The sequence below is a fragment of the Phycisphaeraceae bacterium genome (genome assembly GCA_020639155.1).
In the GTDB taxonomy this organism is placed as follows: domain Bacteria; phylum Planctomycetota; class Phycisphaerae; order Phycisphaerales; family UBA1924; genus JACKHF01.
Map to the genome: position 1 here is coordinate 46,283 of JACKHF010000002.1, position 21,969 is coordinate 68,251.

Annotated in this window: 19 protein-coding genes; 7 read left to right on the forward strand and 12 right to left on the reverse strand. The window is 54.8% G+C overall.

Annotation, left to right across the window (positions count from 1 at the left end):
- Positions 1 to 311: 311 nt before the first annotated feature.
- From H6815_10810 to H6815_10820, 3 genes are all read right to left on the reverse strand, one after another.
- Positions 312 to 1,847, reverse strand: a complete 1,536-nt coding sequence (locus H6815_10810) for a glutamate decarboxylase (GenBank protein ID MCB9860925.1) — start codon at positions 1,845 to 1,847, stop codon at positions 312 to 314.
- 193 nt (positions 1,848 to 2,040) lie between these two features.
- Positions 2,041 to 2,691, reverse strand: a complete 651-nt coding sequence (locus H6815_10815) for a hypothetical protein (protein MCB9860926.1) — start codon at positions 2,689 to 2,691, stop codon at positions 2,041 to 2,043.
- A gap of 66 nt (positions 2,692 to 2,757) precedes the next feature.
- Positions 2,758 to 3,276, reverse strand: a complete 519-nt coding sequence (locus H6815_10820; GenBank protein ID MCB9860927.1) for a GNAT family N-acetyltransferase — start codon at positions 3,274 to 3,276, stop codon at positions 2,758 to 2,760.
- 321 nt (positions 3,277 to 3,597) lie between these two features.
- On the opposite strand from H6815_10820, the gene H6815_10825 reads away from it, so the two are divergent.
- The 4 genes from H6815_10825 (at position 3,598) to H6815_10840 (ending at position 8,120) form a co-directional block, all read left to right on the forward strand.
- Complete coding sequence (locus H6815_10825; GenBank protein MCB9860928.1) at positions 3,598 to 4,590, forward strand: NHL repeat-containing protein; 993 nt, start codon at positions 3,598 to 3,600, stop codon at positions 4,588 to 4,590.
- A gap of 173 nt (positions 4,591 to 4,763) precedes the next feature.
- Entirely contained in the window at positions 4,764 to 5,525 is a 762-nt protein-coding gene (locus H6815_10830; GenBank protein ID MCB9860929.1) for a hypothetical protein, read from the forward strand.
- A gap of 290 nt (positions 5,526 to 5,815) precedes the next feature.
- Positions 5,816 to 7,000 (forward strand): hypothetical protein, encoded by a 1,185-nt coding sequence (locus H6815_10835; GenBank protein MCB9860930.1) that lies wholly within the window; start codon positions 5,816 to 5,818, stop codon positions 6,998 to 7,000.
- A 301-nt stretch (positions 7,001 to 7,301) separates the two neighbouring features.
- The gene (locus tag H6815_10840) at positions 7,302 to 8,120 is read left to right on the forward strand and encodes a hypothetical protein (GenBank protein MCB9860931.1); all 819 of its coding nucleotides are present in this window, start codon (positions 7,302 to 7,304) and stop codon (positions 8,118 to 8,120) included.
- Between the two features lie 133 nt (positions 8,121 to 8,253).
- Here the strand turns inward: H6815_10840 and H6815_10845 are convergent, their stop codons facing one another.
- Positions 8,254 to 9,414, reverse strand: coding sequence for an aminopeptidase P family protein (locus H6815_10845; protein MCB9860932.1), 1,161 nt, complete (start codon positions 9,412 to 9,414; stop codon positions 8,254 to 8,256).
- An 87-nt stretch (positions 9,415 to 9,501) separates the two neighbouring features.
- Complete coding sequence (locus H6815_10850; GenBank protein ID MCB9860933.1) at positions 9,502 to 13,083, reverse strand: PD40 domain-containing protein; 3,582 nt, start codon at positions 13,081 to 13,083, stop codon at positions 9,502 to 9,504.
- Between the two features lie 297 nt (positions 13,084 to 13,380).
- On the opposite strand from H6815_10850, the gene H6815_10855 reads away from it, so the two are divergent.
- Positions 13,381 to 13,878, forward strand: coding sequence for a histidine phosphatase family protein (locus H6815_10855; GenBank protein ID MCB9860934.1), 498 nt, complete (start codon positions 13,381 to 13,383; stop codon positions 13,876 to 13,878).
- 16 nt (positions 13,879 to 13,894) lie between these two features.
- On the opposite strand, the gene H6815_10860 is transcribed toward H6815_10855, so the two are convergent.
- The 5 genes from H6815_10860 to H6815_10880 form a co-directional block, all read right to left on the reverse strand.
- Positions 13,895 to 15,019, reverse strand: a complete 1,125-nt coding sequence (locus H6815_10860) for an endonuclease/exonuclease/phosphatase family protein (GenBank protein MCB9860935.1) — start codon at positions 15,017 to 15,019, stop codon at positions 13,895 to 13,897.
- A 468-nt stretch (positions 15,020 to 15,487) separates the two neighbouring features.
- Entirely contained in the window at positions 15,488 to 16,111 is a 624-nt protein-coding gene (locus tag H6815_10865; GenBank protein MCB9860936.1) for a GNAT family N-acetyltransferase, read from the reverse strand.
- Positions 16,108 to 16,383 (reverse strand): acyl carrier protein, encoded by a 276-nt coding sequence (locus H6815_10870; GenBank protein ID MCB9860937.1) that lies wholly within the window; start codon positions 16,381 to 16,383, stop codon positions 16,108 to 16,110. Before H6815_10870 ends, H6815_10865 begins: the two co-directional genes overlap by 4 nt.
- Complete coding sequence (locus H6815_10875) at positions 16,380 to 17,999, reverse strand: amino acid adenylation domain-containing protein (GenBank protein ID MCB9860938.1); 1,620 nt, start codon at positions 17,997 to 17,999, stop codon at positions 16,380 to 16,382. The genes H6815_10870 and H6815_10875 overlap by 4 nt, the downstream gene beginning before the upstream one ends.
- Positions 18,000 to 18,052: 53 nt before the next feature.
- Positions 18,053 to 18,523, reverse strand: a complete 471-nt coding sequence (locus tag H6815_10880; GenBank protein MCB9860939.1) for a CatB-related O-acetyltransferase — start codon at positions 18,521 to 18,523, stop codon at positions 18,053 to 18,055.
- A gap of 399 nt (positions 18,524 to 18,922) precedes the next feature.
- Between H6815_10880 and H6815_10885 the strand changes: the two genes are divergently transcribed.
- Positions 18,923 to 19,987 carry a ThiF family adenylyltransferase gene (locus tag H6815_10885; GenBank protein ID MCB9860940.1) on the forward strand — a complete coding sequence of 355 codons (1,065 nt, stop codon included), beginning with the start codon at positions 18,923 to 18,925 and terminating at the stop codon, positions 19,985 to 19,987.
- Between the two features lie 69 nt (positions 19,988 to 20,056).
- Positions 20,057 to 20,431, forward strand: a complete 375-nt coding sequence (gene metG / locus H6815_10890; protein MCB9860941.1) for a methionine--tRNA ligase subunit beta — start codon at positions 20,057 to 20,059, stop codon at positions 20,429 to 20,431.
- An 8-nt stretch (positions 20,432 to 20,439) separates the two neighbouring features.
- Here metG and H6815_10895 read toward each other — a convergent pair whose 3' ends face one another.
- Both H6815_10895 and H6815_10900 read right to left on the reverse strand, forming a co-directional pair.
- On the reverse strand, positions 20,440 to 21,447 hold the full coding sequence (locus H6815_10895; GenBank protein MCB9860942.1) for a hypothetical protein: 1,008 nt from the start codon (positions 21,445 to 21,447) through the stop codon (positions 20,440 to 20,442).
- Complete coding sequence (locus H6815_10900) at positions 21,444 to 21,953, reverse strand: hypothetical protein (protein ID MCB9860943.1); 510 nt, start codon at positions 21,951 to 21,953, stop codon at positions 21,444 to 21,446. The genes H6815_10895 and H6815_10900 overlap by 4 nt, the downstream gene beginning before the upstream one ends.
- Positions 21,954 to 21,969: the final 16 nt, after the last annotated feature.

Here is a 21,969-nt window from a genome sequence, read left to right on the forward strand (position 1 = left end):
ACGCATGATGTGCGAATGACACGAGTGCATAATCACTCAAGAGGGAACATGCTATTGGAATGTGGTGAGTTGTCGTGTTCAGATCGACATAAGTGCGCGCAAAGAAAGCGTGCAGATTGTGTGTAGGCATGTGTATAAATCATTAAGGAAAAGTCAGTGTTGTGCAAACAAACTCGTCAGTTGCTAGCAAAGATGATGTTGATCGTGTGTCATTCTTAACAATATGAAGGTGGTGCCACGGGTTGTGTTGCAACAGAAAAAAGCGGAAGTCATTACTCCCGCAGATGTTACTAGACATGAAAACGCACCAATCAGAGATTTGCGCCAAGATGTTCGAGTTCGTCGAGCATGTTGACAAGCATGTCATGTGTGACGAGGGGGTTGCCTGCGACGTGCCTGAACGAGTTGAAGCCGTCAACCGAGGCATAGTTAACAAAGAATCTGCCCGATTTCTTCTGCCTCGCGCGAAGCTCGACGTTGATCCGGCTCAGCTCCTTGCGGAGTTCCTTTGTTGCACCCTCCGATGCGAGCCTGTCCCTCAGGCGGACAGGGACATAATCAAAGACAGTGTTTACGCAAGGTGTGGAGTGGGCATCTGGATCACGGACAAGCCTGAACGCTGGGCGATCACGCAGCAGTGAGCGTAAGTCCTTTGCAATACTGAACATCGTATCGATGCGATCATGAAAACCACTGTCTCCTAGTGCCTGCCAGGCAAGCCAGAGTTTGAGTGCATCGACACGTCTGCCGCACTGAATACTCATGTCGCCGAGATCCATGCAGGCATCCTCGTCGTCCTGATGGAACAGGTACTCTGCCTTAAGAGCAGTACACGCGGCAAGTTGCCCGCGACGTTTGACGAGCAGAGCAGAGCACATCAGGGGCACGCCCATCATCTTGTGCGGGCACCACGTCATGGAGTCGGCACGATGCACACCGTCAAGCAGCGATCTTTGCCTCTCGCTCATCAACGCGCTGCCGCCATACGCGCCGTCAACGTGGAGCCAAATCCCGTGGTTTTCGGTGATGTCAGCTATCGCATTGATCGGGTCGTATGCTGCAAGCACCGTTGTCCCTGCGGTAGCAGAGACAAAGAATGGCTGTTCGTCACGAGAGATGGCATCGTCGATCTTGTGCTGAAGATCAGCCGGGTCCATTCGGCCTTCGCTGTCGGTATTCACGCTGCGGACTGAGGCAAGCCCGAGACCAAGGAGGATGGCAGCTCGCTCGATCGAGTAGTGCGCGTCCTTACTTGTGAACGCAACAAGCCTTGGTCCCTTCCCCACGCCGAATCCGAGCCCATGACGGTTTATGCCCGGGCGTGCATTGAATCGGGCAAGCATCATGGCGACGAGATTAGAGAGCGATCCACCCGGTGTGAACGTGCCTTCACCATGCACGCCATCCTCGACGAAACCGATCTTCTCGCACATCGCACGCACGAGTTCCATCTCCATCATCGTGAGGATCGGGGCAACCTCGTACGTGTACATCGACGTATTCAGGACAGCAGTCAGCCACTCGCCAATGACAGCGAACGGGCTGCAACCCGAGAACAACTGGTTCGCGAACCCCGTATGACCGGTGAGCACACTCTGGTCGAGTATTGCTTCTAGGTCATTGAAGATCGCATCGACCGATCGCCCCTTTTCAGGAACGGTCATTGAGACAAGTTGCTGGATATATTCCGGCGATGGGTTCTTTGTGACACATTCGTTTGGATCAGCAAACCGATCAACAAAGCGGGACGCGAGTTCGGCGGCTCGCATCAGAAGCTCGTGCGCCTGAACTGTTTCGCCTGTTTCGGCATCGCGCACCAGCATGAACGGTTGGGTGGCTTCGGTCATGGATGAAGGTGTGATGGCACTCTTCCTGTGCTGGGATGCGGCGGGACAGATCGCATCCGGCTGCCCCCTGTGACTGGCTTTGGGCAGAGTTTGCGAGTTTCGGCTTTGGGATGCCCCAACTCCCGGTCATGTGACACTAGGAGGGTTGACCCAAAGAGGAAAGTGATCCTTGTTTTCAGCCGAAAAACCGGGCTTATTGCATCTCAAAAGCGGCTGCTGTGCCGATGCTCGGATCGGTCCTGAGGAACATCGCTGCGTACCTCCACTGGCGCACGCGGGATGGAACGGGCACCCACGCTGTTGATGTCTCGGTGTACGACTCCCACTTGCCGTTGATCTTCACCGACCCCGTGGTGTACTCCGTGATGGGTTCGCGCACAATGACATCGGTCTCGCCAGCGTCGACGCGAGACCAGACCGCGATATCCGCGCCAAGAGTCGCTGCGGTCAGCGCGATTTGCTGCGGATTTGTCAGATCGTTTGTGGAGGTGAAATGGGTGATGCCGACCGGGGCAATGGCCATGTCCTCGCTAAGCTGGAGCATGGTGCGCAAAGAACTCCCAAGATCGAGTTGCTCCTGATACGTCCACTGGGTCGCGTGGACATCAGATGCGGTGAGTGCATCGTCGAACACCTGCAGCGCCTGATCCATCCGCTTCCACGGGATGTTCTGCACATGCACCTGATCCGGCGTGACCTGCTCTTCGGTCATGCCGTCGGCGAGCGCCACAGTGTGGGTGAAGGGGATCTGGACAGACTGGCTCCACGGCGAGGTGGAACACGCGCCGAGCAGGCATGATGCTGCGAGCAGGCCAAGCAGACGGAGTGGTCGTGGGATGGTCATTGGTGATTGTATGAAATAATGCAAGTGGATCACGTTGCGCAATTGACACCCAGAACTTCAGGATTCTCAAGTGCTCTTGTACACCAGCGTCCGTGTGCCGTCTGCCTCAATGCGTGGTGAACTCTCTGTCATGCCCGCCTTTGTCACGACCCGAATGGACTGGGCGTTCTCTGGCGCGATGGTTGCAATGATCTCTGGAAGCCCGAGCGTGCGATGTCCATACTCCAGCATGCCTCGCGCAGCTTCGGTTGCAAGCCCCTTGCCCCAGTGCGCTGCACGCAGCGCGTACTTGAGCTCGGGCAGTGCCTGCCCATGGGGATGCACAAGCCCGATGAACCCGATCGGTTCGTTTGTATCTGTTCGGTCCTTGAGCACGATCGCGCACATGCCGTAGCCATACCGCTCATAGTTCTCGTGCGTCTTTGCAATCCACTTGACGCACGTCTCGCGATCAAGCGGCGAGCCGTCATCAACCCATCGCATCGCGTCGATGTCGCTGTACACCGCGTGCATGGCATCGACATCGCGTGTGTGCAGGTGCCGCACGATCAGGCGTTCGGTGGAAAAGGGTGTTGGGTCGGACATGGGCAGATCGTACTAGCGAGAGACGAGGAAGAAAGCACTGGACACAGAGACTTCATTCGGTATTTTTAATGTCTCCACGCGAGCAAAAGGAGATGTCTACAAGAGTAGTTAATGTACTTACTCTCGCTTGGCTTTGCTCGACGAGAAGTTGCTTGTCTATTTTATAGGAAGAATACGTATTCTGCACGTTTCCACCATGCGAGACATGTTTCGTGCTCGTATGTGAGTGCGCCAATGGCTATGGTCGGCACCTGAAGGGGCCGTGTGCCATTGATGTGGCGCAGAGTAATACCTGAGAGAAAGAGAATGATGGAGGTTGATATGGCATTAAGTTGGAAGTGCGTCGGTATGGCTGTGTGTGTCGCCGCGTGCACAAGCAGCACGTTTGGGCAAAGCGAGTTTCTTGTTGTTGATTATGATGGAGATAAGATTGTCAGGTACGAGTGGCCCAGTGGCCTGGTCAAAGACCACTTTGTTGGCACTGGCTTGACTAATCTCAATGCCCCGTACAAGGCTGTGTATGGTCCGGATGGTGATCTATATGTTTCAGGAACTTTGAGCAACAATGTCCAAAAATACAATGGCCAGACTGGCCAGTCGCTGGGTGAGATCATTTCGCCCGGTGCCGGTGGTCTCTCTACACCGCTCGGGTTGACCTTCGGCGTAGACAACATGCTGTACATCTGCAGTGGCACCAATGACAGGGTAAAACGATGGGATCCGAACACGGGCGTTGTGAGCGACTTTATTGTGCCGGGGAACAATCTTGACAACCCACACGATCTCGCGCAGGCATCAAATGGCGACTGGTATGTCACGAGTTATAACAACGACAGGGTGCTTCGATATTCGGCATCAGGTGCGTATGTCGAGGATGCGATTGTTGCCGGGGCGTTCGGGCTTGACGGCCCGATTGGGTGCGTGGTCGATCCACAGAATCGACTCTTTGTTGCTTCTGAGATCTCCGATAAACTGCTTGTGAAAGATCTAACGACTGGTGGCGTCTCACAGTTTGTCGCATCGGGTGTTGGAGGACTTGATCGACCGTACTTTCTCTCGCTCGGACCAGAACCTGATGTACTCTACACTGTCGGATTCCGTGGCACTGCTCAGTTTCTAAAGTTTAACAGAAACACGGGAACGTTTCTCGGCACGTATCTGTCGCCGGGTACCGGCGGCCTCTCGAACGGCGCGGTCGCAGTTGCCTTCGTTCCTGATATCGAGCCATGCTACGCCGATTGCGACAACAACGGCAATCTCAACATCTTTGATTATATTTGCTTTGGCAATGCGTACACAATCGGATGTCCGTGATGCATTGGTGATACGGCATCAGATTCGTTCAAATATGGTCAACCTAGGCTTGCGAGCAACGATCCCGCAATCAGGGTACACTTGGCGGACAGGTGGATGTTGTTTGTCCGCCATATGAAGAGAGAGTGAAGAGAGCGAAACATCGGACAAGCGGTGTTTTGATGGAGAGAAGAATGAAACAGTTGGCAACATATCTGTGTGCGTGTGCGATCGGAACAGCGGCGATCGCGGATCCTGTCGCATGGACGGACTGGACCGTTTCACAGTTTGGCACCAATGGCTCGGCAAGTGGTACGCTGAAACTTGCTGGCGGTGACGTGCAAGTCAGTTTTACCGGGCCGGTCTTTGATGGTCAAACATGTGGTGGCACGAACTATTGGAACTACCCAGCGACATATATGAGCACGCTGGTTTCAAATGTCCCTACCGGCACCGACATCATTCAGACACACAAAGCGACAACAACGCCGAACGTGATCCAGTTCTCGCAACCTCTGACAAACCCGGTGATGGCAATCGTCAGTCTCGGACGCGACAACTTCATGGGGCCGATCCAGGTGCAATACGACTTTGATCAGCCGTTTGACATCATCAGCCAGGGCACCGGTGCCTTTGGTAATGGGCCGCTGACAGAACTCCCGGGCGATGTGCTTGAGGGCTTCGAGGGCCATGGCGTGATCCAGTTCCAGGGGACATTTTCACAGATTACGTTCTCTGTTGATGTCGACGAGCAATGGCACGGATTCACTGTAGGTGTTGTTGATGCCTGCTATGCCGACTGCGACGGATCAGGCGTGCTGAACATCTTCGACTATATCTGCTTTGGTAATGCATATTCGGGCATGGACGGCTATGCAAACTGCGACAATAACTGTTCGTTTGACATTTTCGATTACATTTGCTTTGGCAATGCGTACGCGGGTGGCTGCCCGTAAGGAGTGTCTCACAACTGCATAACAACAACAACGCCACCTCGGGAAATCCGGGGTGGTTTTCATTTCTCTGCTTCGTCATGGTGTATAGCACGCGAGGATTCGGTCAGACCGGCCTTGCTGAAGAACACTGGCGGGCGAGTCGCCAGTGGCACTGTGTGTTGCACATGGGCATGGCTTCGAGTATATTGGTGGCCAACGTGGCGCTACATCTCCGTGATGGCACATGGCGCGCAGAACGTGTTGTTTTGGTTGCTCTTTATACGCACAGTGACAACGGCTTGGAGACACGGATGAGGCATCAACATATCGGAAGGGTCGCACGCACGTTGGTCGGGCATGGCATGTCGCTTTTTGTCTGTGTGTCGGGTGCGTCGGCGCAGCTCAATCCGTTCCATGTCGAAGAGGTCATCGGGCACAATACTGGCTCAATGGGTATCCAGTCTGCACTCTGCACGACAGCGAAGTCATTCGACATCCAGATAGATGCGTACGGTCCGGGGCAGTACGGTAAGTCGTACTCCGAGTCCTTCTGTCCTCCGAACGGAATGAGTAGCGGCAGTCCGAGTTACAATATCGGCATCAACACGAACGGTTCCAGTATGACAATCGACATGGGAGGCGGCTTGCTCATCGGCAGTGCCCAGCCGTCGTTTCTGCTATCAGGGTCTGCAGAAACGCTCGGACAGGCTTTGTTTGTGATCGACACATACATCAGCGCTGATTCATTCCTCAGTGTGTTTACTGGGAATAGTCCAAACTCAAGCGCAACAACAGACAATGTCCGTTGCCGGCTGCTCGGGCCGGTCCACAACGTCGGACAAATCTTCTACCCGGTGAACATCGATGTGACGTGGGATCCTGCGGGGGGCGGGCAGCATCAGATTTGGCAGTTTGATACAAGAGAGTTTTTGCCGGGCAGGTACATCATTCGAGTTGAAGGCATACAAAGCAATGTTGAATCCAGCGCGAACGTGAGTATCGGCACGACAACGCAGTTCGGCTTTGCCAGTTCAACGATGATCGTGCCATCGTTCTCGCAGGATATCGATCAGAACGGTGTTGTCGATGCGCTCGACATGATCGCCTGGCTCGCAAACCCGACCGACACTGACGGCGACGGCACGATCGACGCGGCTCCGTATGGCATGGACGCTTCGATGCTTGCCGGCGTCCTTCGAGCGCAGGGCAATCTTGGCGCAGACTGCAATTTGAACGAGTATCCAGACGAGTACGACATCGCAGTTGGTTCTGCAAACGGCGGCAGCGCCGATGTAAATATGAACGGCATCCCCGACGAGTGCGAGCCGTGCTACGCCGACTGCGACGAAAATACGACGCTGACCATCTTCGATTTCATCTGCTTCGGCAACGCCTACTCCAACAACGAGCCGTACGCAGATTGCGACCAGAATAGCACGTTCAATATCTTTGATTACATCTGCTTCGGCAATGCATACGCAGCCGGGTGTCCGTGATACAGCATCGACATCGCGCATATACACGCATCGCACAATCAGGTGTTCGGTGGTGGAGCGTGTGGGTCGGGCATAGGCATCTGGTCAGTCTCTTATTAGAAGAAGCCAACGAATGGAGTGCGAACATGGCAGAGGGATTCTCTGGCCTGCGGATGTACTTGATTCCGGCTCTCGAGTCGAATCGGGCTTGACAGCGTCAGGACTATCCTGTAAAAGGGGTGTATGTAATAAAGGCATAGTGCGAGCCGAGATCGTTTGTTCGACCTGGCGTGCATTCCTTTAGAAATGAGAGGAGCATCCGATGAGAGTTTCAATGTTCAGTGCTGTTGGTGCGATGATGGTTGCTGGTGTGGCATCCGGGCAGGTACTGCCAACGTTGCCGCATACCTTCTTTAACTTCATACCGTTCGGTATGGGCACTCCCGGCGGTGTCGCGACGATGCACCAAGTCTTCGATGCGTCGTTGTTTACTGGTGTCAATAGCGGCGGCCCCGTGGAGATCAGCCACATCGCGTTTGCACCATCCGCTAGTCCTGGCACTACATACGACCTTGGTCAGGTGACGATCGGCATGGGTTATACAAATGCCATGCCCGGAGTTGCTGCCGGTTCGGGCGGACTTGAGATCCCAGTTGAAGGCCCGAGCGGAGCCCCAAACGTCGCTGGGGCGTTGACCACCTTTTATGACCAGCCATTGACGTATACCATCGTCCTCGGTGGTACCGAAGAGTTCGAGATGGAGTTCGCTGGCACACCATTCATCTATGATCCGTCTCAGGGCAACCTGCTCGTATCGATCGTTGTTGGGAACGAAGCTGCTACAACACTCACTGTGTCGCGGGCCAATGGCAGTACCGAATCGAGCCGTGCATACAGTGGCGGCCGATTCACCCCAACTGCGAACACCGGGCAGGCTTCACGCATAAACTTCACGATGGCTCCAGCGAGCAGCTGCTACGCCGATTGTGATGGCAACGGCACACTTAACATCTTCGATTACATCTGCTTCGGCAACGCCTACGCCAACAACGAGCCGTATGCAAACTGCGATGGCAATACCACATTCAGCATCTTTGATTACATCTGCTTTGGGAATGCGTACGCAGCAGGATGTCCGTAATGAAGTGAATGAGATCACGTTGAAGATTGAACCGGGAGTACTGCACTCCCGGTTCTTTGCTTGGGTCTTTGATTTTCAGTGTACTTGCGCACACAGAATGGCAAGCACAATGTTAACTTCAACAACGTGTTTGTCACTTCCACTCAAGCCCCTCGGGGACCGTGTTGAAGTTTTCGCAGCCGGTCTGTGTTACAGCGACCATGTCCTCGACGCGCACGCCGCCAAAGTCGGGCTGGTACACACCGGGCTCAATGGTGAGGACGTCGCCGACAACAAGTTCTGGTCCGTTGCGATCGATCAGTGGCGGCTCGTGCACATCAAGCCCGATACCGTGTCCCGTCCCGTGGACCATTGCACATCTTGAGGGAGAATCTGCCTCTTTCGGAAGTCCGACCTCGTATCCGTGCTGCGTGATGACATCGATGGTTGCCTGATACACCGCGTCGCCTGTTGTGCCGGCGCGTGTCGCGTCGATCGCAGCTTTCTTCGCAGCGACAACCGCCGCGTGCATGCGCACGATCTCATCGGGGATGTCGCCGTGGACGACGGTGCGTGTGCAGTCGCCGCAGTATTGTGTCTTTGTATTGCGCGGGAAGATGTCCACGATGATGGTCTGGCTTGTGCGCAGTGTGCCCGTGCCGCGATCGTGGCAGTCGCCCGCGTGGACGCCGCACGCGACGATGGACGATGAGTCGGCGTACCCGTTCTCAAGGAAGAAGACGTCAACCATGGTGCGGACGCGCTCGCTGGTGAGCGGGAGACCGTCGTGGTGCAGCACGCCGTGGTCGTCGGCGCTTGCGTTTGCGATCATCTCGCAGGCCATCTGCACGGCGCGCTCGGTGACGGATTGCGATTCTTTCAGCCACGCAAGTTCCTGCTGGTCCTTGGCGCGCCGGTCGATGACGCCGAGCGTTTCGGAATAGTCGATCGTGATCCCGCGCTCCCGGATGTGATGCGCGAAGATGAGCGGGAGCGTGCGATCGGACATGACGCGGTCGATCTTGTTGCGGACGAGGAACTCGGCGGTCGCGATGGCGGTGGCGGTCTCGCGGTCGCTGGGGAGTCCTGTGGTTGGCGCAACGTCCGCTGGACAGATGACACTGTCGACGCGCGCGGTCTGCTTTGCGCGATGCATCTCGATATCGCGGATCATGAGTGTTGATCTCAGCGAGCCGTCGGATTGGCGCATGCCGACATACGCAGCGGGATCACCCGCGAGAAACCGGATTCGGTGGTAGAGGGTTTTGTTTGCTGACGGGATGCCCGCAATGAGGATGTGGGATGTGGGTTGCATCGCTGATTGTTGGCGCAATATGCAGAGAATAAAAAGCCCAGGGATTGCAGTCCCCGGGCTTTTGGTTTTGAACAGTCGGATGTGGTCTTACTTGATCTGTGAGAGCAGGTCCTTGACCGCTGCTTCGAGCTGTGCGTCACGGCCATTTACCTCGTCCGATGGAATGGCTGGCACGTCAACGTCGGGCTGGGCGCCGTGGCTCTCCATGTCTGTGCCATCGGGCAGATACCAGCCGCGGAACGGCATGCGCACACGCGAGCCGTCGATCAACCCTGCTGAACCTGTCGAGATCACGCCTCCAAATGTCGCGGTGCCAATCAGTCTGCCTCGCTTGGTTGTCTTGATCGAATGCGAGAATATCTCGGCATTCGAGAACGAGTGCTGGTTCATCAGCACGTTGATTGGGCGCGAGTAGCCATAGATCAGGCGACGATCGCGCGGGTAGGCATCGCGCGGGACGGATTTGGGATCTGCGCCGCGCGGGATGGTGTACGCGTGGTTCGGTGCAGTGAGTGACGAGAGCAGGATATCCGTTGTGGATCCGCCGCCGTTGTCACGCACATCGATAATAAGCCCATCCTTGCCGTGCGCAGCCGCATAAAGATCGCGTTCGTAGACACGGACAGATGCCATGTTCATGCCTTGGATGTGGAGGTAGCCGAGACGACCGCCGGAGAGTTCCTCAACGCGCGCCCGATTACGAGCAACAACATCCTCGTATCGTGCGCCGCTGTCTGCGCCATACGAGGAGGGCACAATCAGTGTGCGGAAGGCTTCACCAGTGTCGCCTCGACGCACATCAAGCAGAATCTCACGTCCGAGAGTGCCTTCCATTGCAGCAACGAGATCGATATTCGGGCCAGCATCGTTTGGTGCAAGTACACGCTGATCGATCGCGGTGATGACATCGCCGATCTTCAGGTTTGCGTTGTCCTCGTCGGCTGGCATCTCTTTGACGATGTGTGCGATCTCATAGCCATCGTGTACAGGCTTGACATCCACGCCAAGATACCCTGTGCGGGAGTTTGGGGGTGAGAAATCGGAACTGCCACCCGAAATACCAAGATGTGATCCGTCGAGCTCACCAAAGAGCATGTTGACCACATCGTTGAACTCGGCAGTCGTGCGCGTGCCTGCAGCCAGTTCCGCGTATCGTGCGGAAATGCCATCCCAATCGAGATTCTTTAGCGTGGGGTGGTAGAACCCGTCGCGCAGAAGTCGAGCAGCTTCACGGAACTTCTGTTTGTGATCGTCTGTCAGGTCTATCCAGTCGGTGAACGACATGGGGTATGCCTTAACAGAGCCGCCGCCGGATCCGACACTGGCTGGTTCTCCAGAGCGGTTGAAGAAGAGCTTTGAGCCATCAAGAGAAACAGAGACCGAGCCAGCGCTTCCTGTCACGATCGATTTGCGGTCACGACCAGCATAGTTGACCGAGTTCAATCCGCCACCCTCGGAGAAAATGATGCGATCACCGCCGGGCAGGATGGCAAGGTTTCCGTTGGATGATGAGGACGAGACGATTCTGCGAATGCGCAGATACGCGTCATCGGTATCGAATGTCAGTGCGTCAGGCTCCTCGTATTCTGCATCGAAATCAACCGGATCGATCATTTTTCGCTTCTTGGCTTCCTTTGCCGCATTCTCGAAGTGCTCCTCAAGTTCATAGTCGGTCATGCCCTCGAGTTCTTTGTCGAGGTAGACCGCGTAGACGTTGAACGAAAAGTTGTCTGAGTCGCGGTCCGAGAGGAATGTGATTACCTTGCCATCGGCGCTGAGTTGCGGCGATTCATCAAGATCAGGATGCATTGAGATGTTCTGTGGCACTGCGTCCGGATCGAGCGCATCAAGGATGAACACGTCGGAGTTGAAGTCGAGATCCTGCACAGAATACACAACGTGGCGGGAATCGGCAGCCCACTGGATGTCCGGCTCATTCCAGCCGGGGAACACCATGCGCGATGCCATTGTCTTCAGATCAAGCAGCATGACATCGCCACGATCGACGAAGTAGAGCAGCTTGCGTCCGTCAGGCGATGGGATGGGGCGGTGTGCGCCGCTGGTATCGATCAGTTTCTCATATGTATAGGTGATTGACTGTTCCCAGCGCTTGCCGTGGTCAATCTTTTCCTTCTTTTTGTCGTCACCCTTTTTGCCAGCTTCTGAATCGGCCTTCTTGTCTTCGTCTTCGGTATCTTTTTCGGCATCATCTGATGCAGGTTCATCCTTCTTCTCGCCTTCTTTCTTTTCGGCTTCAGCAGCTTTTTTCTTCTCTTCAGCTGCTTTCTTCTTTGCTTCTTCTGCAGCCTTGATATGCGGATCAAGATCATCGCGAGTCAGATCAACCGATGCGCGATAGAGTTCCCACTCACCGGACATATCCGATGCGAAGTACAGCCACTGATTGTCCGGTGACCATGCGATGTCTGCTTCCCTGAATGGATTGTCGGTCACCCTGCGCGTTGGCCGGTCATCGGCTGTCGAGCGCAGAAAAATCTCGCCACGATCAACCATCGCAACGGTGTTTCCGTCGGGCGACATTGCGATCTGTTCGGCACGGTTGTAGTTGACGCTTTCCATCGAGGGTGAATCAGTATCACTCGGGATGGTGATTGTGAGTGCAGATGGCTGCGCGTTCGGATCGTTCAGATCAAGTGTGTAGAGCGTGTCCCAGACCACGAATGCAGCAAGGCTCCCGTTTCTTGATGCTGTCAGATCACGTACGCCGTGTGCGATGGTGAGTTGCTCAGCTGTTGGATGGAACGAGGTCAGTTGTGTCAGGCCGCTTGCCTTCTCGCGTCCGTTGTCTGTTGCGCCAGCGTTGAGTCGCCAGACGTTGTTCTGGCCATCGCGAGAAGACACAAAGACGATCGATCCATCAGGAAGAATGTTCGGCTGCCCGTCGTTGCAGTTGAACGAAGTCAGTTGCGTGAATGATCCGGACTGTGTGTTGTACGACCAGATGTCGCTGGCACCGGACCCGCGATACTTCGGTCTGTCATAGCCGTACCGGCCGCGGGTGAAGACAACAGTGTTGCCATCGTTCGAACTGCTTGTTTCAAATCCAAACGCATCAAACACGGGCACCACAGGTCCACCATCTAATGGAGCGGTGTATGTCTTGGCGTGGTTGAAGAGTTCTTTCTTGAGCAGCGCCCCAAACATAACGCCGGACCCGTCTGACGTATAACCGTACAACTGCTCGCTACGGTCGGATGTTGTGATGCGTTTGATTGCGCCGCCTGTTATTCCGGAGTCGGTTGTGATAAGCGGCATCTCGTAGATGTTGCGAGCGCCATCGCGGTTTGATTCAAAGAGAAGACGTGTGCCGTCCGAACTGAACGCGGAACGTGTTTCTGTTGCCGGATGTGATGTCAGGCGTTTCGCTGTGCCGCCGCCTGTTCGGACAATCCAGATATCATCGTCGAATGAGAAGGTCAGCCAGTTTCCGTCAGGACTCAGTGCAGGAAGCGTGGGATACGTCACCACAGAAAGTCCGTCATCGGTCACGCTCGCACCTGCCCATCGGGTTGGCACAACAACGTGATCTGTTTCGGTGGCGTAGGTTCGCGCGAGCGTGTTTGTGGCAGAACTGCACGCACAGCCAAACAATGCCATGCTGAGCCCAAGTGAAACTATTGCGAATCGTGAAGCAGTCTGATCCATCATGCATCCTTCTTGTTCGTTGCCTGAAGCTATGTCAATCGGTCTGGAATGATGACTATTGAGCCGGGAATGAGCCAATCTTGCCCAAACCGGGAATGTTCCGACAAGTGTCGGTTCCTCAGTCTACCTGATTTGGTTCTGGTCTGCAGGACGTGGGGCCTGTCAACTCTGTCAATGAGTACATGCCGACTAGGGTAAACATCCAATTCTGCCGTGTTCATGATCTATTTCAGCGGACAAACGTTGCCTGTCATATACACTGACTGGGTTTGGTTCGGGTGTTTACAGGGAGGGTAACGGATGCTGCTTTACGTCATTCGCCATGGCAAGACGGAGCGCAACTCTGTCACGGGACGTGATGACGATCGAGTCCTCTTGCTGCGAGGCGTTCTACAGGCGCGCTGGCTAGCAGACCGGCTTGTTGCTCGTGAGCATCCGCCAATACAGATTCTCTCATCACCGATTATGCGTGCCTACCAGACTGCCGAAGCTATAGCCGCCCGCTGCCAACTTCCTCTCGTACTCGCCAGCGAACTCAGCACCACAACAGCGCTCGGCAAAGTGATGGAACTGCTCAATACCACATATTCAAAGAGCGATGCGCCGGTTGCCATCGTTGGGCACAACCCAACGCTCTCGAATCTCGTAAGTGTGCTGGTCGAGACACAGGCTGGGTACTTCGAACTGAGTACCGGCGAATGCGCAGTCGTGGAGCTTCGATTCGATACAAGCTCAAACCAGGCATTGATTCATACAGGCGCATGCACGCTGATTGATGTCATGCGAATGCCGAACTGACTCGGCATGTGATGTGTTAAGGACATCCGGTCGCGTACGCGTTCCCAAAGCAGATGTAATCAAACACATTGAACGATCCGCTCCCATCGCAGTCTGCGTATATTTGTTGTGATGCGTAGGCGTTCCCGAAGCAGATGTAGTCGAACACGTTGAGCGTGTTGTTCTCGTCACAATCGGGATAGCAGATCGATGACTCGATCTGAAGATCAACAATCACCGGCAAATGGTCAGCAGCCAGAGCGCATGTGTTTCCTGCAAGCGGGGATCCAAACTTCATGAGCCCGCCAGGCAATGCCTCGTCCAGCGAGTCATATACTTCTGCCTGATACCCTTGAAAGAGCAACGCACCGCTGACGAACACATAGTCGAGCCTTCGTCCCGACGACGGCCGCGTGACATCAGAGTTATCTTTCTGGCGAGCGGGGATCGCAGACAGCGTGACATTCACACCAAGCGCAGCAAAGGGGTTGTTCGGAATACCACCCGAACTCAGCATTGCCTGAATATCCGGTCCGAGCACAAACGATCCGGGTACTCCGCTCGGGACAGAAGTAAAAATAGCTGGCGAGTTTGGCTGCGTGTCAATCTCATCGTTGACATCGCCGCACACGATGAAGTAGTCAGACGCGGTGTCGAGTCCTGCTATCGCCTGGCTGATGCGGATCGATTCTACTGCGCGACGGAACTCGTCCTCGTTCGCTGTGCTTGCCTTCCAGTGTTCGCTGAGGATGTGGACGGGCGTGCCAGCATTTCCGGGTTCAATCACCGCTTCAACAATCCATCGTGTGATATCGTTTGCGCTGGATGATCCTGAGAGCGCTGGTGATGTGTGAAATGTCGTCTGCGTGAACGGCCACTTTGAGATGATCGCGTTGCGGGTTGCGCCGAACGGGTTGCTGCTGGGAACAAGCACGTACTGATACCCCGTCGCGCTTGCCAGCGCCTGAAGGCTGTTGGCGTCGTCATTGTTTGCGACCTCATTGATAGCAACGACATCGGCACCAAGCCTGTTCAATACAGCGACTGCGGCGTTGTACTGGCTGCTTCCCGGAGTGCCAACTGTTTCAATGTTCCACGTGAGCATTCGGAAGTCGACCTGACCAAAGGCTGAATCGGTTGCGAGTCCAGTGACAAGCAACACACAGGCCCAACTGTGAAGCAAACAGAAACGGATGGAAATTGGAGTTTTCACATGCTGAGAATAGCAGGAATCAGCACAATGTCTGTTTGCGATGTATGTGGTTGACAGGAAGTCGGAAGAAACTCCCTGCTTTGGACTTCACCAAGGCAGCGGCATTGAGTTATCGGGCGAGTGTATCGGCAAACCCCTCGCATTTGGAACGTCGTTTACGTAGACTTCCAGACTGCACATGACGCGCTGTGAGTCGAATGCTTGTGCGGGGAGCAAAGCGACTCGCGCGACTGGTATGTTCGGCTGCGCATGCGGGTTGGCTTGGCTGGGGTCAACGAGACGCAGCTCCGATTCGATCGCAAGCACACTCATTGTAATGCTGCACTGATTGACTGGTCGTGTGTGTAAAACGACCCCAGGTACTGGCTTACAAACCGGGTGTCCAAGAGTTCGCTGAACGAACAGGCATGACCACAGCTAGCATGCAAGCCTCATGCAATGAAACTGCATGCTCGTCTTGGGAATCGAGAATGTGTGGTCTACTTTGAATCCGTGCGACGAGTACAACCGTATTGCTGGTTCGTTCTCACAGGCAACGTTCAACTGGAACATTGTAAATCCAAGCTGTGCTCCACGCAGCAGAAAAGCCTTAAGCAGAGGCGTTGAAAGCCCTTTGCCTCTCACAGAGGGTGTGATGCCAAAGTGGCTGAGCAGATAGGTAGCGCTTGGCACGCTTGGAAACGTGGCGTATGCGTCACGAAATCTGTTGCTCCGCTCTGCGTGCTGCTCCCGTGGAACAGCTCTGATAAATGCGAGCGCATCCGATGTTGCACAAAGCTGCATTTGCTTTCCGCTGATTCCAATGAACCCGCCGATAGGAGTGCTCTCTTGCAAGCCAACAGTAACTCTGCCGAGCCAGCGAAGCGACGCGCGCTGGTTCATCAACTTGTTGACAAAGGTTTGTGCGTTTTCACGCCCCTCATGGAGCCAAGAGGAAAAGGGTTCTTCAGCATCAAGCAACCAACTTGCAACGGACTCGGCATACTTTCCTTGCAGTTCGTCAGTATCAAGATTGACTGTTTTCATCATTGGCACTGTCATGCCTGAGCCTTCCATTGTTGTTCAAGAAAGTCAGTCAGCGGCCCGAGTTGCGTCATCCGTTCGGGATCCATGTCTTCGAGGTCAACGGCTTGCCCGAACTCGTCTTCCAATGCGCCCATCATCTCAAGAATGCCCAATGAGTCAATGATGCCCTCCCTCAGCAGGTCATACGAATCGTCAATACTTGATACGTCGACGTTGTGCTGCTCAAAGCGATCTGCGAAATGGATAAGCAGGAATGCGCGGATCTGTTCTGCGGATGGTGTCGTCATGCCTTGTTCTCCAGAGTTGCAATCAGCGCCTTGCGATCCACTTTGCCGTTTGCATTCCGAGGAAACTTCGCAAGTGATCGGTACTCGCGCGGAACCATGTACGGAGGCAATCGAAGCTTTACGCGTTCATCGAGCGAGGCAACGTCGAGTGCGTCTGTTTCAACAAAGGCAACGATACCACCCGCACCGTTCGGTGTTATCGGCCAGCCTACGGCTACTGCTGTTGGAGCACCTGTTTCGTCGATAAGCACGACTTCAATTTCTCCAGGCTCAATGCGGAATCCTCGCATTTTTATCTGGTTGTCGACTCGACCAAGGAATGTCATTGGCTTGCCCGCAGCGGGATTTCTGACAAGATCACCAGTCCTGTAGAAAGTCTCCGATCTACCCGAGATGCGGACAAACGCAGCAGATGTTTTTTCAGGATCGTGCAGGTAGCCAGTTGCAAGCTGTGGTCCTGTGCAGATGAGTTCTCCAGCTTCGCCTGGTGCAACCGGTTTCATATGCTCATCAACAACTATCGCTTCCATGTTGTGGAACGGCTCACCAATTGGCACAGTGCCAAGCTCTGCCTCGTCAGGTGTTTTGTTCTCATCAAATCTGTAAACGGTGCAAGCGATTGTTAGTTCGGTTGGTCCATACAGATTTTCAATCACAGAGTTTGGCGCGGCTTTCTGCCATACTTGCGAGAGCGCGACAGGAAGTGCTTCGCCACAGAACAGGCTCCATCGCAACAGCGGATAGCGATCGGGTTTGACCATCCCGAACTGCTGCATGAATGTCGCGACGGAAGGAACAGAAAACCACACGGTCAGTCCCGCGTCTCGCACAAACTTCCCGGGTGCAACAACTTCCTTCGCAGTGGGGCAGCAGAGACATGCGCCGTGTGTCCAGGCCATGAACATATCAAAGACAGATAGATCAAACGTCATATCAAAGCATTGTGAGAGACGATCCTCATGCGTGATGTTGTACCGAAGCTGGGCAGCGCTCACAAAGGCGTCGACGTTCGCACGTGTGAGCGAGACACCCTTTGGTGCTCCGGTGCTACCCGAAGTGTAAAGAACGTACGCTTCGGGCCTGTGCGGAATCAATGTTGGATCAAACGATTTGGCAGTGTCATGAACTTCATCTAACTCTAATGCACCCACAAATGAGTGCTTCGGGAACTGTGAACGCAGATCTGATGTGTCATCCTTGTGTGGGAGCACGAGAAGCAGCGATCGATCAATGCCTGCAAGAAGCTCTGAGAGTTGCGTTTCGGACCTTTCATCCACAATCACGATGCTGCAGCCCGAGTGATTCAGCATAATCCTTGTGCGATCGACCGGGTATGTCATGTTGAGAGGCACATACCCGTGTCCGCTCAGCAATGCTCCAAGCACGCCAGCAAATGCGGTTGCTGATCGGTGGGCAAAGACGCCAATATAGTGAGTGTCGTCGTTCTTATGCTTGAGAATCGTCAATGCAAACACGGCCGCACGTTCAAGAAGGTCTGTGTATGTGAAAGACGCACCATCGACTTCGAGTGCGGGACGGGACGGGTGGTGCACGCATGAGTGAAGAAACCCATCAATCATGCCAAGAGTTGTCGTGTGTGCGGGGTCAGTCGGCATGGGACGCGTTCCTGTGTCTATATTGGACGATCGTTTCTTTGACGGTCGTGCTGCTACCGAACTTCATCTGACCCATCGAGTGGTATCCGAAACTCATCGATCGAATCTCGTAACTCATCAGGCGATTTGTCCCACCATGCCGACGCGATGATCTCGTTGATGGTTTCCTGTGAAAATCGCGAACGCACCTTGCGTGCAGGATGGCCAACCATGACGGCGTAGGGTACGACATCGGCATGGACAACCGATCCCGCGCCGATCACAGCCCCATGCCCAATAGAGCGAACTGACGGCAGAATGATTGCGCCATGCCCAATCAGCACGTCATTTCCTATGGTGAGTGGCGGCCGCGTGATGAGATCTTCATGAACAAGACCGAGCTTCGGGTTATAAAAAAGTGCATGCGTCGATCGGATGTTCATCGGATGGTTCGCATTGAACGCGCGCGTCGTGATGAAAATAGAGCAGTACCGACCGATGGTTGTGCCAGAGGGGAACGCGAACGGGACAAACGGAGCTCCCATCGTGAACAAACCAACTTCGACACCATGGTATGTGCGGAAGATATCTCTGAGGGTGAGAGAGTAAAACTCGCCACCTTCCAGCTTTGTGATTAGTCTGCGGAGAACCTTGCGAAGCGGTTGAAGTTGAAATCTGTACAAGCGGTACAGAACTGGGCCGAGAAAGGATCTTCTGCCTCGGTAAGTAGAAGATCGTGTGGATGGTGATGAGTTGGCCATGAACAGGTCGTGCTAGTATGGGTATGGTGCTCGGCGTGATATGTACAGCGGTGGAGAATGCGAACAGTATTCCGCTGCCAATTCAAAGCCAAGATACCACAGCCAGTGGAATCATGAAGATATCAAACATACTTGATCGTTGATTTTTCTCTATGTGTGAGTCCGAGTACGATACAAACCGATATGAGTACGTCCGCAAACACAGACCGGTATCGCAGGCAGATGACACTGCCCGGCTTCGGCATTTCGGGACAGCGACTGCTTGCTGATGCGAATGTTGTGATTGCAGGTGTTGGTGCTCTCGGCTGCGTTGCTGCGGATATTCTGTGTCGGGCTGGTGTCGGTTGCATCACGGTCATCGATCGCGATATTGTCGAACTGACAAATCTGCAGCGACAGGTGCTGTACGACACGTCGCACGTCGGTATGCCCAAGGCAATCGCTGCTGCCGACAGGATTGCTCAGATCAACCCTGATGTGCGCACGCACCCGATGATCACGGACCTGACACACACGAACATCGAACAGATCTTTCGCCAAACTGGGAGCACACCTGCGGTAGTGCTCGACGGGACCGACAACTTCGAGACACGTCTGCTTATCAATGACCTGTGCGTGCGCGATGCGATTCCGTGGGTGTACTGCGGCTGCGTTGGCACGATGGGCATGGTGATGCCGATTCTTCCAGCAAAGGGAGAAAGCCATACCGCGTGCTTGCGATGTGTTGTGCCCGAAGCGCCGGCACCGGGATCAATGCCGACGTGTGAGACCGCAGGTGTGCTGGCTGCAGTTGTGTCAATTGCTGCGAGCGCGATGGCAGCCGAAGCAATGAAGATCATCATCGGCAAGCCGGAACTCGTGAATCGTTCGCTGCTTGAGTTCGATGTCTGGAACAACCAACGCAGAAGGCTTGATGCGTATGGTCTCTTCGACGATCAGTGCTCGTGCTGTGTGAAACGCGACTTTGCGTACCTGCAAGGCACGCGGTCATCAGCGGTGGTGGGGTTGTGCGGACGTGACGCGGTGCAGGTGATGCCAGATGGGGAAGGAACAGCCGATCTTCTCGCGATTGCTGCTGCGCTTGGTGCGCACGGCGATGTGCGGTCTCACACTGCATTCACGCATGTCCGGTTCGCAGGTGAGAACAAGTTCGAGATGACCGTGTTCGGGGATGGGCGGGCGATTGTTACAGGCACACGGGACGAGTCGGTTGCCCGCCAGATCTATGCACGATATGTGGGCATGTAGCGGCTTGGGATTTGGCTGCTCCGTGCATACACTCGTCGCGAACAGGATACGCCCACGCAGGAGCTCATTGTGACAGACGCAACCGAGACAACAGCCAAACCCATCGTCAACTTCGAGGAGTTCGCCAAGCTTGACCTCCGCGTTGCAAAGGTGCTCAGTGCCGAGAATCATCCCAACGCGGACAGACTCTTTGTGTTGAAACTGGACGACGGATCAGGTGAGCCTCGCCAGATCTGCGCCGGAATTCGTGGGTACTACGAGCCCGAGCAACTGCTCGGCAAACTTATTGTGATCTGCGCAAATCTCGCACCACGCAAGATCCGTGGCGAGGAATCACGCGGCATGCTGCTCGCTGCGAGTGACGCTGCAAAGGGTGAGGAAGAGCGCAATGTTGTTGTGCTCTCGCCGAGCAGCGATATTGCACCGGGCGCAATTGTGTCGTAAACACGTGTTTACCGAGGAAGCGGAAGATCGCTTGGACGCTCGCGCGGTGGTTCACGATCACGACGGCGTTCTCCCGGTCGATCATCGTCCTGTGGCGGTCCACCGAACATGCCCGGCTCAAATGGTCCTCGCCCGCGTCTGCGGCCGGTTTCCGACATCAGCGCTTCGACCTGCTGATCGATTATCTTCTCACGATCAGATAGAAGCGTGTCGAGTTCATTGCGCATTGCTGCGATTCGTTCTTCCTGGCGTTTGATGTTGAGGCGATTGCGGTTAGTACGTACGTCGAAAGCTTTTCCTATCAATGAACGCAGTTCATCCTTGAATGGTGCAAGGTCAACCGTGGAGTTGTCCGTTCCCGTGGCGCGCCGGACTCTGCTCGCGATGCCAAGGATCGAGAGCCCGACCTTGTGCTCCTCAATATCAAGCTGGCCCATCTCTGGGTCGTGCTGGAGCTTTGCGTAGAGATCACGGAGTTTGTCGTCCATTCGGCGCATCATGCGTTCGGCAAACTCCGGGCTCTCTGCCTGCATTGCGCTGAATCGATCGTGCCACTCGGCGAAATGCTCTTTCATGAACGCATCGCGGATGACTGTGTTCCACTCAATCTCGCGCGGATCAGGACGCTGCAGTAGTCGATCGTCCGGATGGTCACCTCGGCGCTCAGGGAGCGGTTGTCCCTGCGCGGGATCACGCATCGGACGGTTTTCTGTACGGCGATCCTCAAAGCGTTCCCGGACACGGTCAAGTGGGAGCTGGATATCCGAATCGCGGAGCATCTGAAGCACTTCACGAGAAGAAGTGCCGCTTGCCAGCATGTCCTTTGCTCTGTTCAGCGATTGCGCCCGTTGTTCGGCGCGCTCGATCTCCTGCGCAAGCATCTGCGATAATCGTTCCTCTCCGGGTTGTGCTTCGCGCATCGGGAGTGGATCGCGCTCCCGCTGTGCAATCACAGTTGGTGCGAAGCAGCATACGACTGCACACAGAACCGCAATGTGACGTGCAACTGAGATCATCCCATCGTCTCCTCGTCGGTTGATTCGCCCGTTTCCCACAGATCCAGCAACGAGAGCGCATCCGCTGGATCGGTGTTGGTGTCGTATGACCGGCGGGTCTCGTCGATGGATGACGAGAGCCCGTTGTCAAGATCATCGAGCATTGCAAAGACAAACTCGTAATCCTGCTCATAAGCAGCAAGTTGGGTCTCAGTGTCTGGCCCCGTCGGTATGGTTGGCTTCATTTGCAGGAGGACAGGGATCGATACACCGACCAGCACCATCGCAGCAACTGCAAATCCGAGCGGTCGCACCCATGCACGCGAGCGGGTGTGCTTCGTTCGCACGTCATCAATGTGTGCAAGAACCTGCTTCTGGTCTGGCGAGTGAACGGTCTTGATTGCGCTGAGCAGAGATTCGGGAGTGCTTGCACGCTCGTGCGATCCCAGCGCGTCGAGCATGGTCTCAATGCGAGAAACATCCTCGGTGTTGTTATGATGCATGTTGTTTGTTTCGTTCCGTTCCATGTCGATGCTCGTTTCG

Excerpts from the sequence above, each read along its gene's own strand:
- H6815_10810 (MCB9860925.1), bottom strand. The coding sequence starts at position 1,847 with ATGACCGAAGCCACCCAACCGTTCATGCTGGTGCGCGATGCCGAAACA.
- H6815_10815 (MCB9860926.1), bottom strand. The coding sequence starts at position 2,691 with ATGACCATCCCACGACCACTCCGTCTGCTTGGCCTGCTCGCAGCATCA.
- H6815_10820 (MCB9860927.1), bottom strand. The coding sequence starts at position 3,276 with ATGTCCGACCCAACACCCTTTTCCACCGAACGCCTGATCGTGCGGCAC.
- H6815_10825 (MCB9860928.1), top strand. The coding sequence starts at position 3,598 with ATGGCATTAAGTTGGAAGTGCGTCGGTATGGCTGTGTGTGTCGCCGCG.
- H6815_10830 (MCB9860929.1), top strand. The coding sequence starts at position 4,764 with ATGAAACAGTTGGCAACATATCTGTGTGCGTGTGCGATCGGAACAGCG.
- H6815_10835 (MCB9860930.1), top strand. The coding sequence starts at position 5,816 with ATGAGGCATCAACATATCGGAAGGGTCGCACGCACGTTGGTCGGGCAT.
- H6815_10840 (MCB9860931.1), top strand. The coding sequence starts at position 7,302 with ATGAGAGTTTCAATGTTCAGTGCTGTTGGTGCGATGATGGTTGCTGGT.
- H6815_10845 (MCB9860932.1), bottom strand. The coding sequence starts at position 9,414 with ATGCAACCCACATCCCACATCCTCATTGCGGGCATCCCGTCAGCAAAC.
- H6815_10850 (MCB9860933.1), bottom strand. The coding sequence starts at position 13,083 with ATGATGGATCAGACTGCTTCACGATTCGCAATAGTTTCACTTGGGCTC.
- H6815_10855 (MCB9860934.1), top strand. The coding sequence starts at position 13,381 with ATGCTGCTTTACGTCATTCGCCATGGCAAGACGGAGCGCAACTCTGTC.
- H6815_10865 (MCB9860936.1), bottom strand. The coding sequence starts at position 16,111 with ATGACAGTGCCAATGATGAAAACAGTCAATCTTGATACTGACGAACTG.
- H6815_10870 (MCB9860937.1), bottom strand. The coding sequence starts at position 16,383 with ATGACGACACCATCCGCAGAACAGATCCGCGCATTCCTGCTTATCCAT.
- H6815_10875 (MCB9860938.1), bottom strand. The coding sequence starts at position 17,999 with ATGCCGACTGACCCCGCACACACGACAACTCTTGGCATGATTGATGGG.
- H6815_10880 (MCB9860939.1), bottom strand. The coding sequence starts at position 18,523 with ATGGGAGCTCCGTTTGTCCCGTTCGCGTTCCCCTCTGGCACAACCATC.
- H6815_10885 (MCB9860940.1), top strand. The coding sequence starts at position 18,923 with ATGAGTACGTCCGCAAACACAGACCGGTATCGCAGGCAGATGACACTG.
- H6815_10895 (MCB9860942.1), bottom strand. The coding sequence starts at position 21,447 with ATGATCTCAGTTGCACGTCACATTGCGGTTCTGTGTGCAGTCGTATGC.
- H6815_10900 (MCB9860943.1), bottom strand. The coding sequence starts at position 21,953 with ATGGAACGGAACGAAACAAACAACATGCATCATAACAACACCGAGGAT.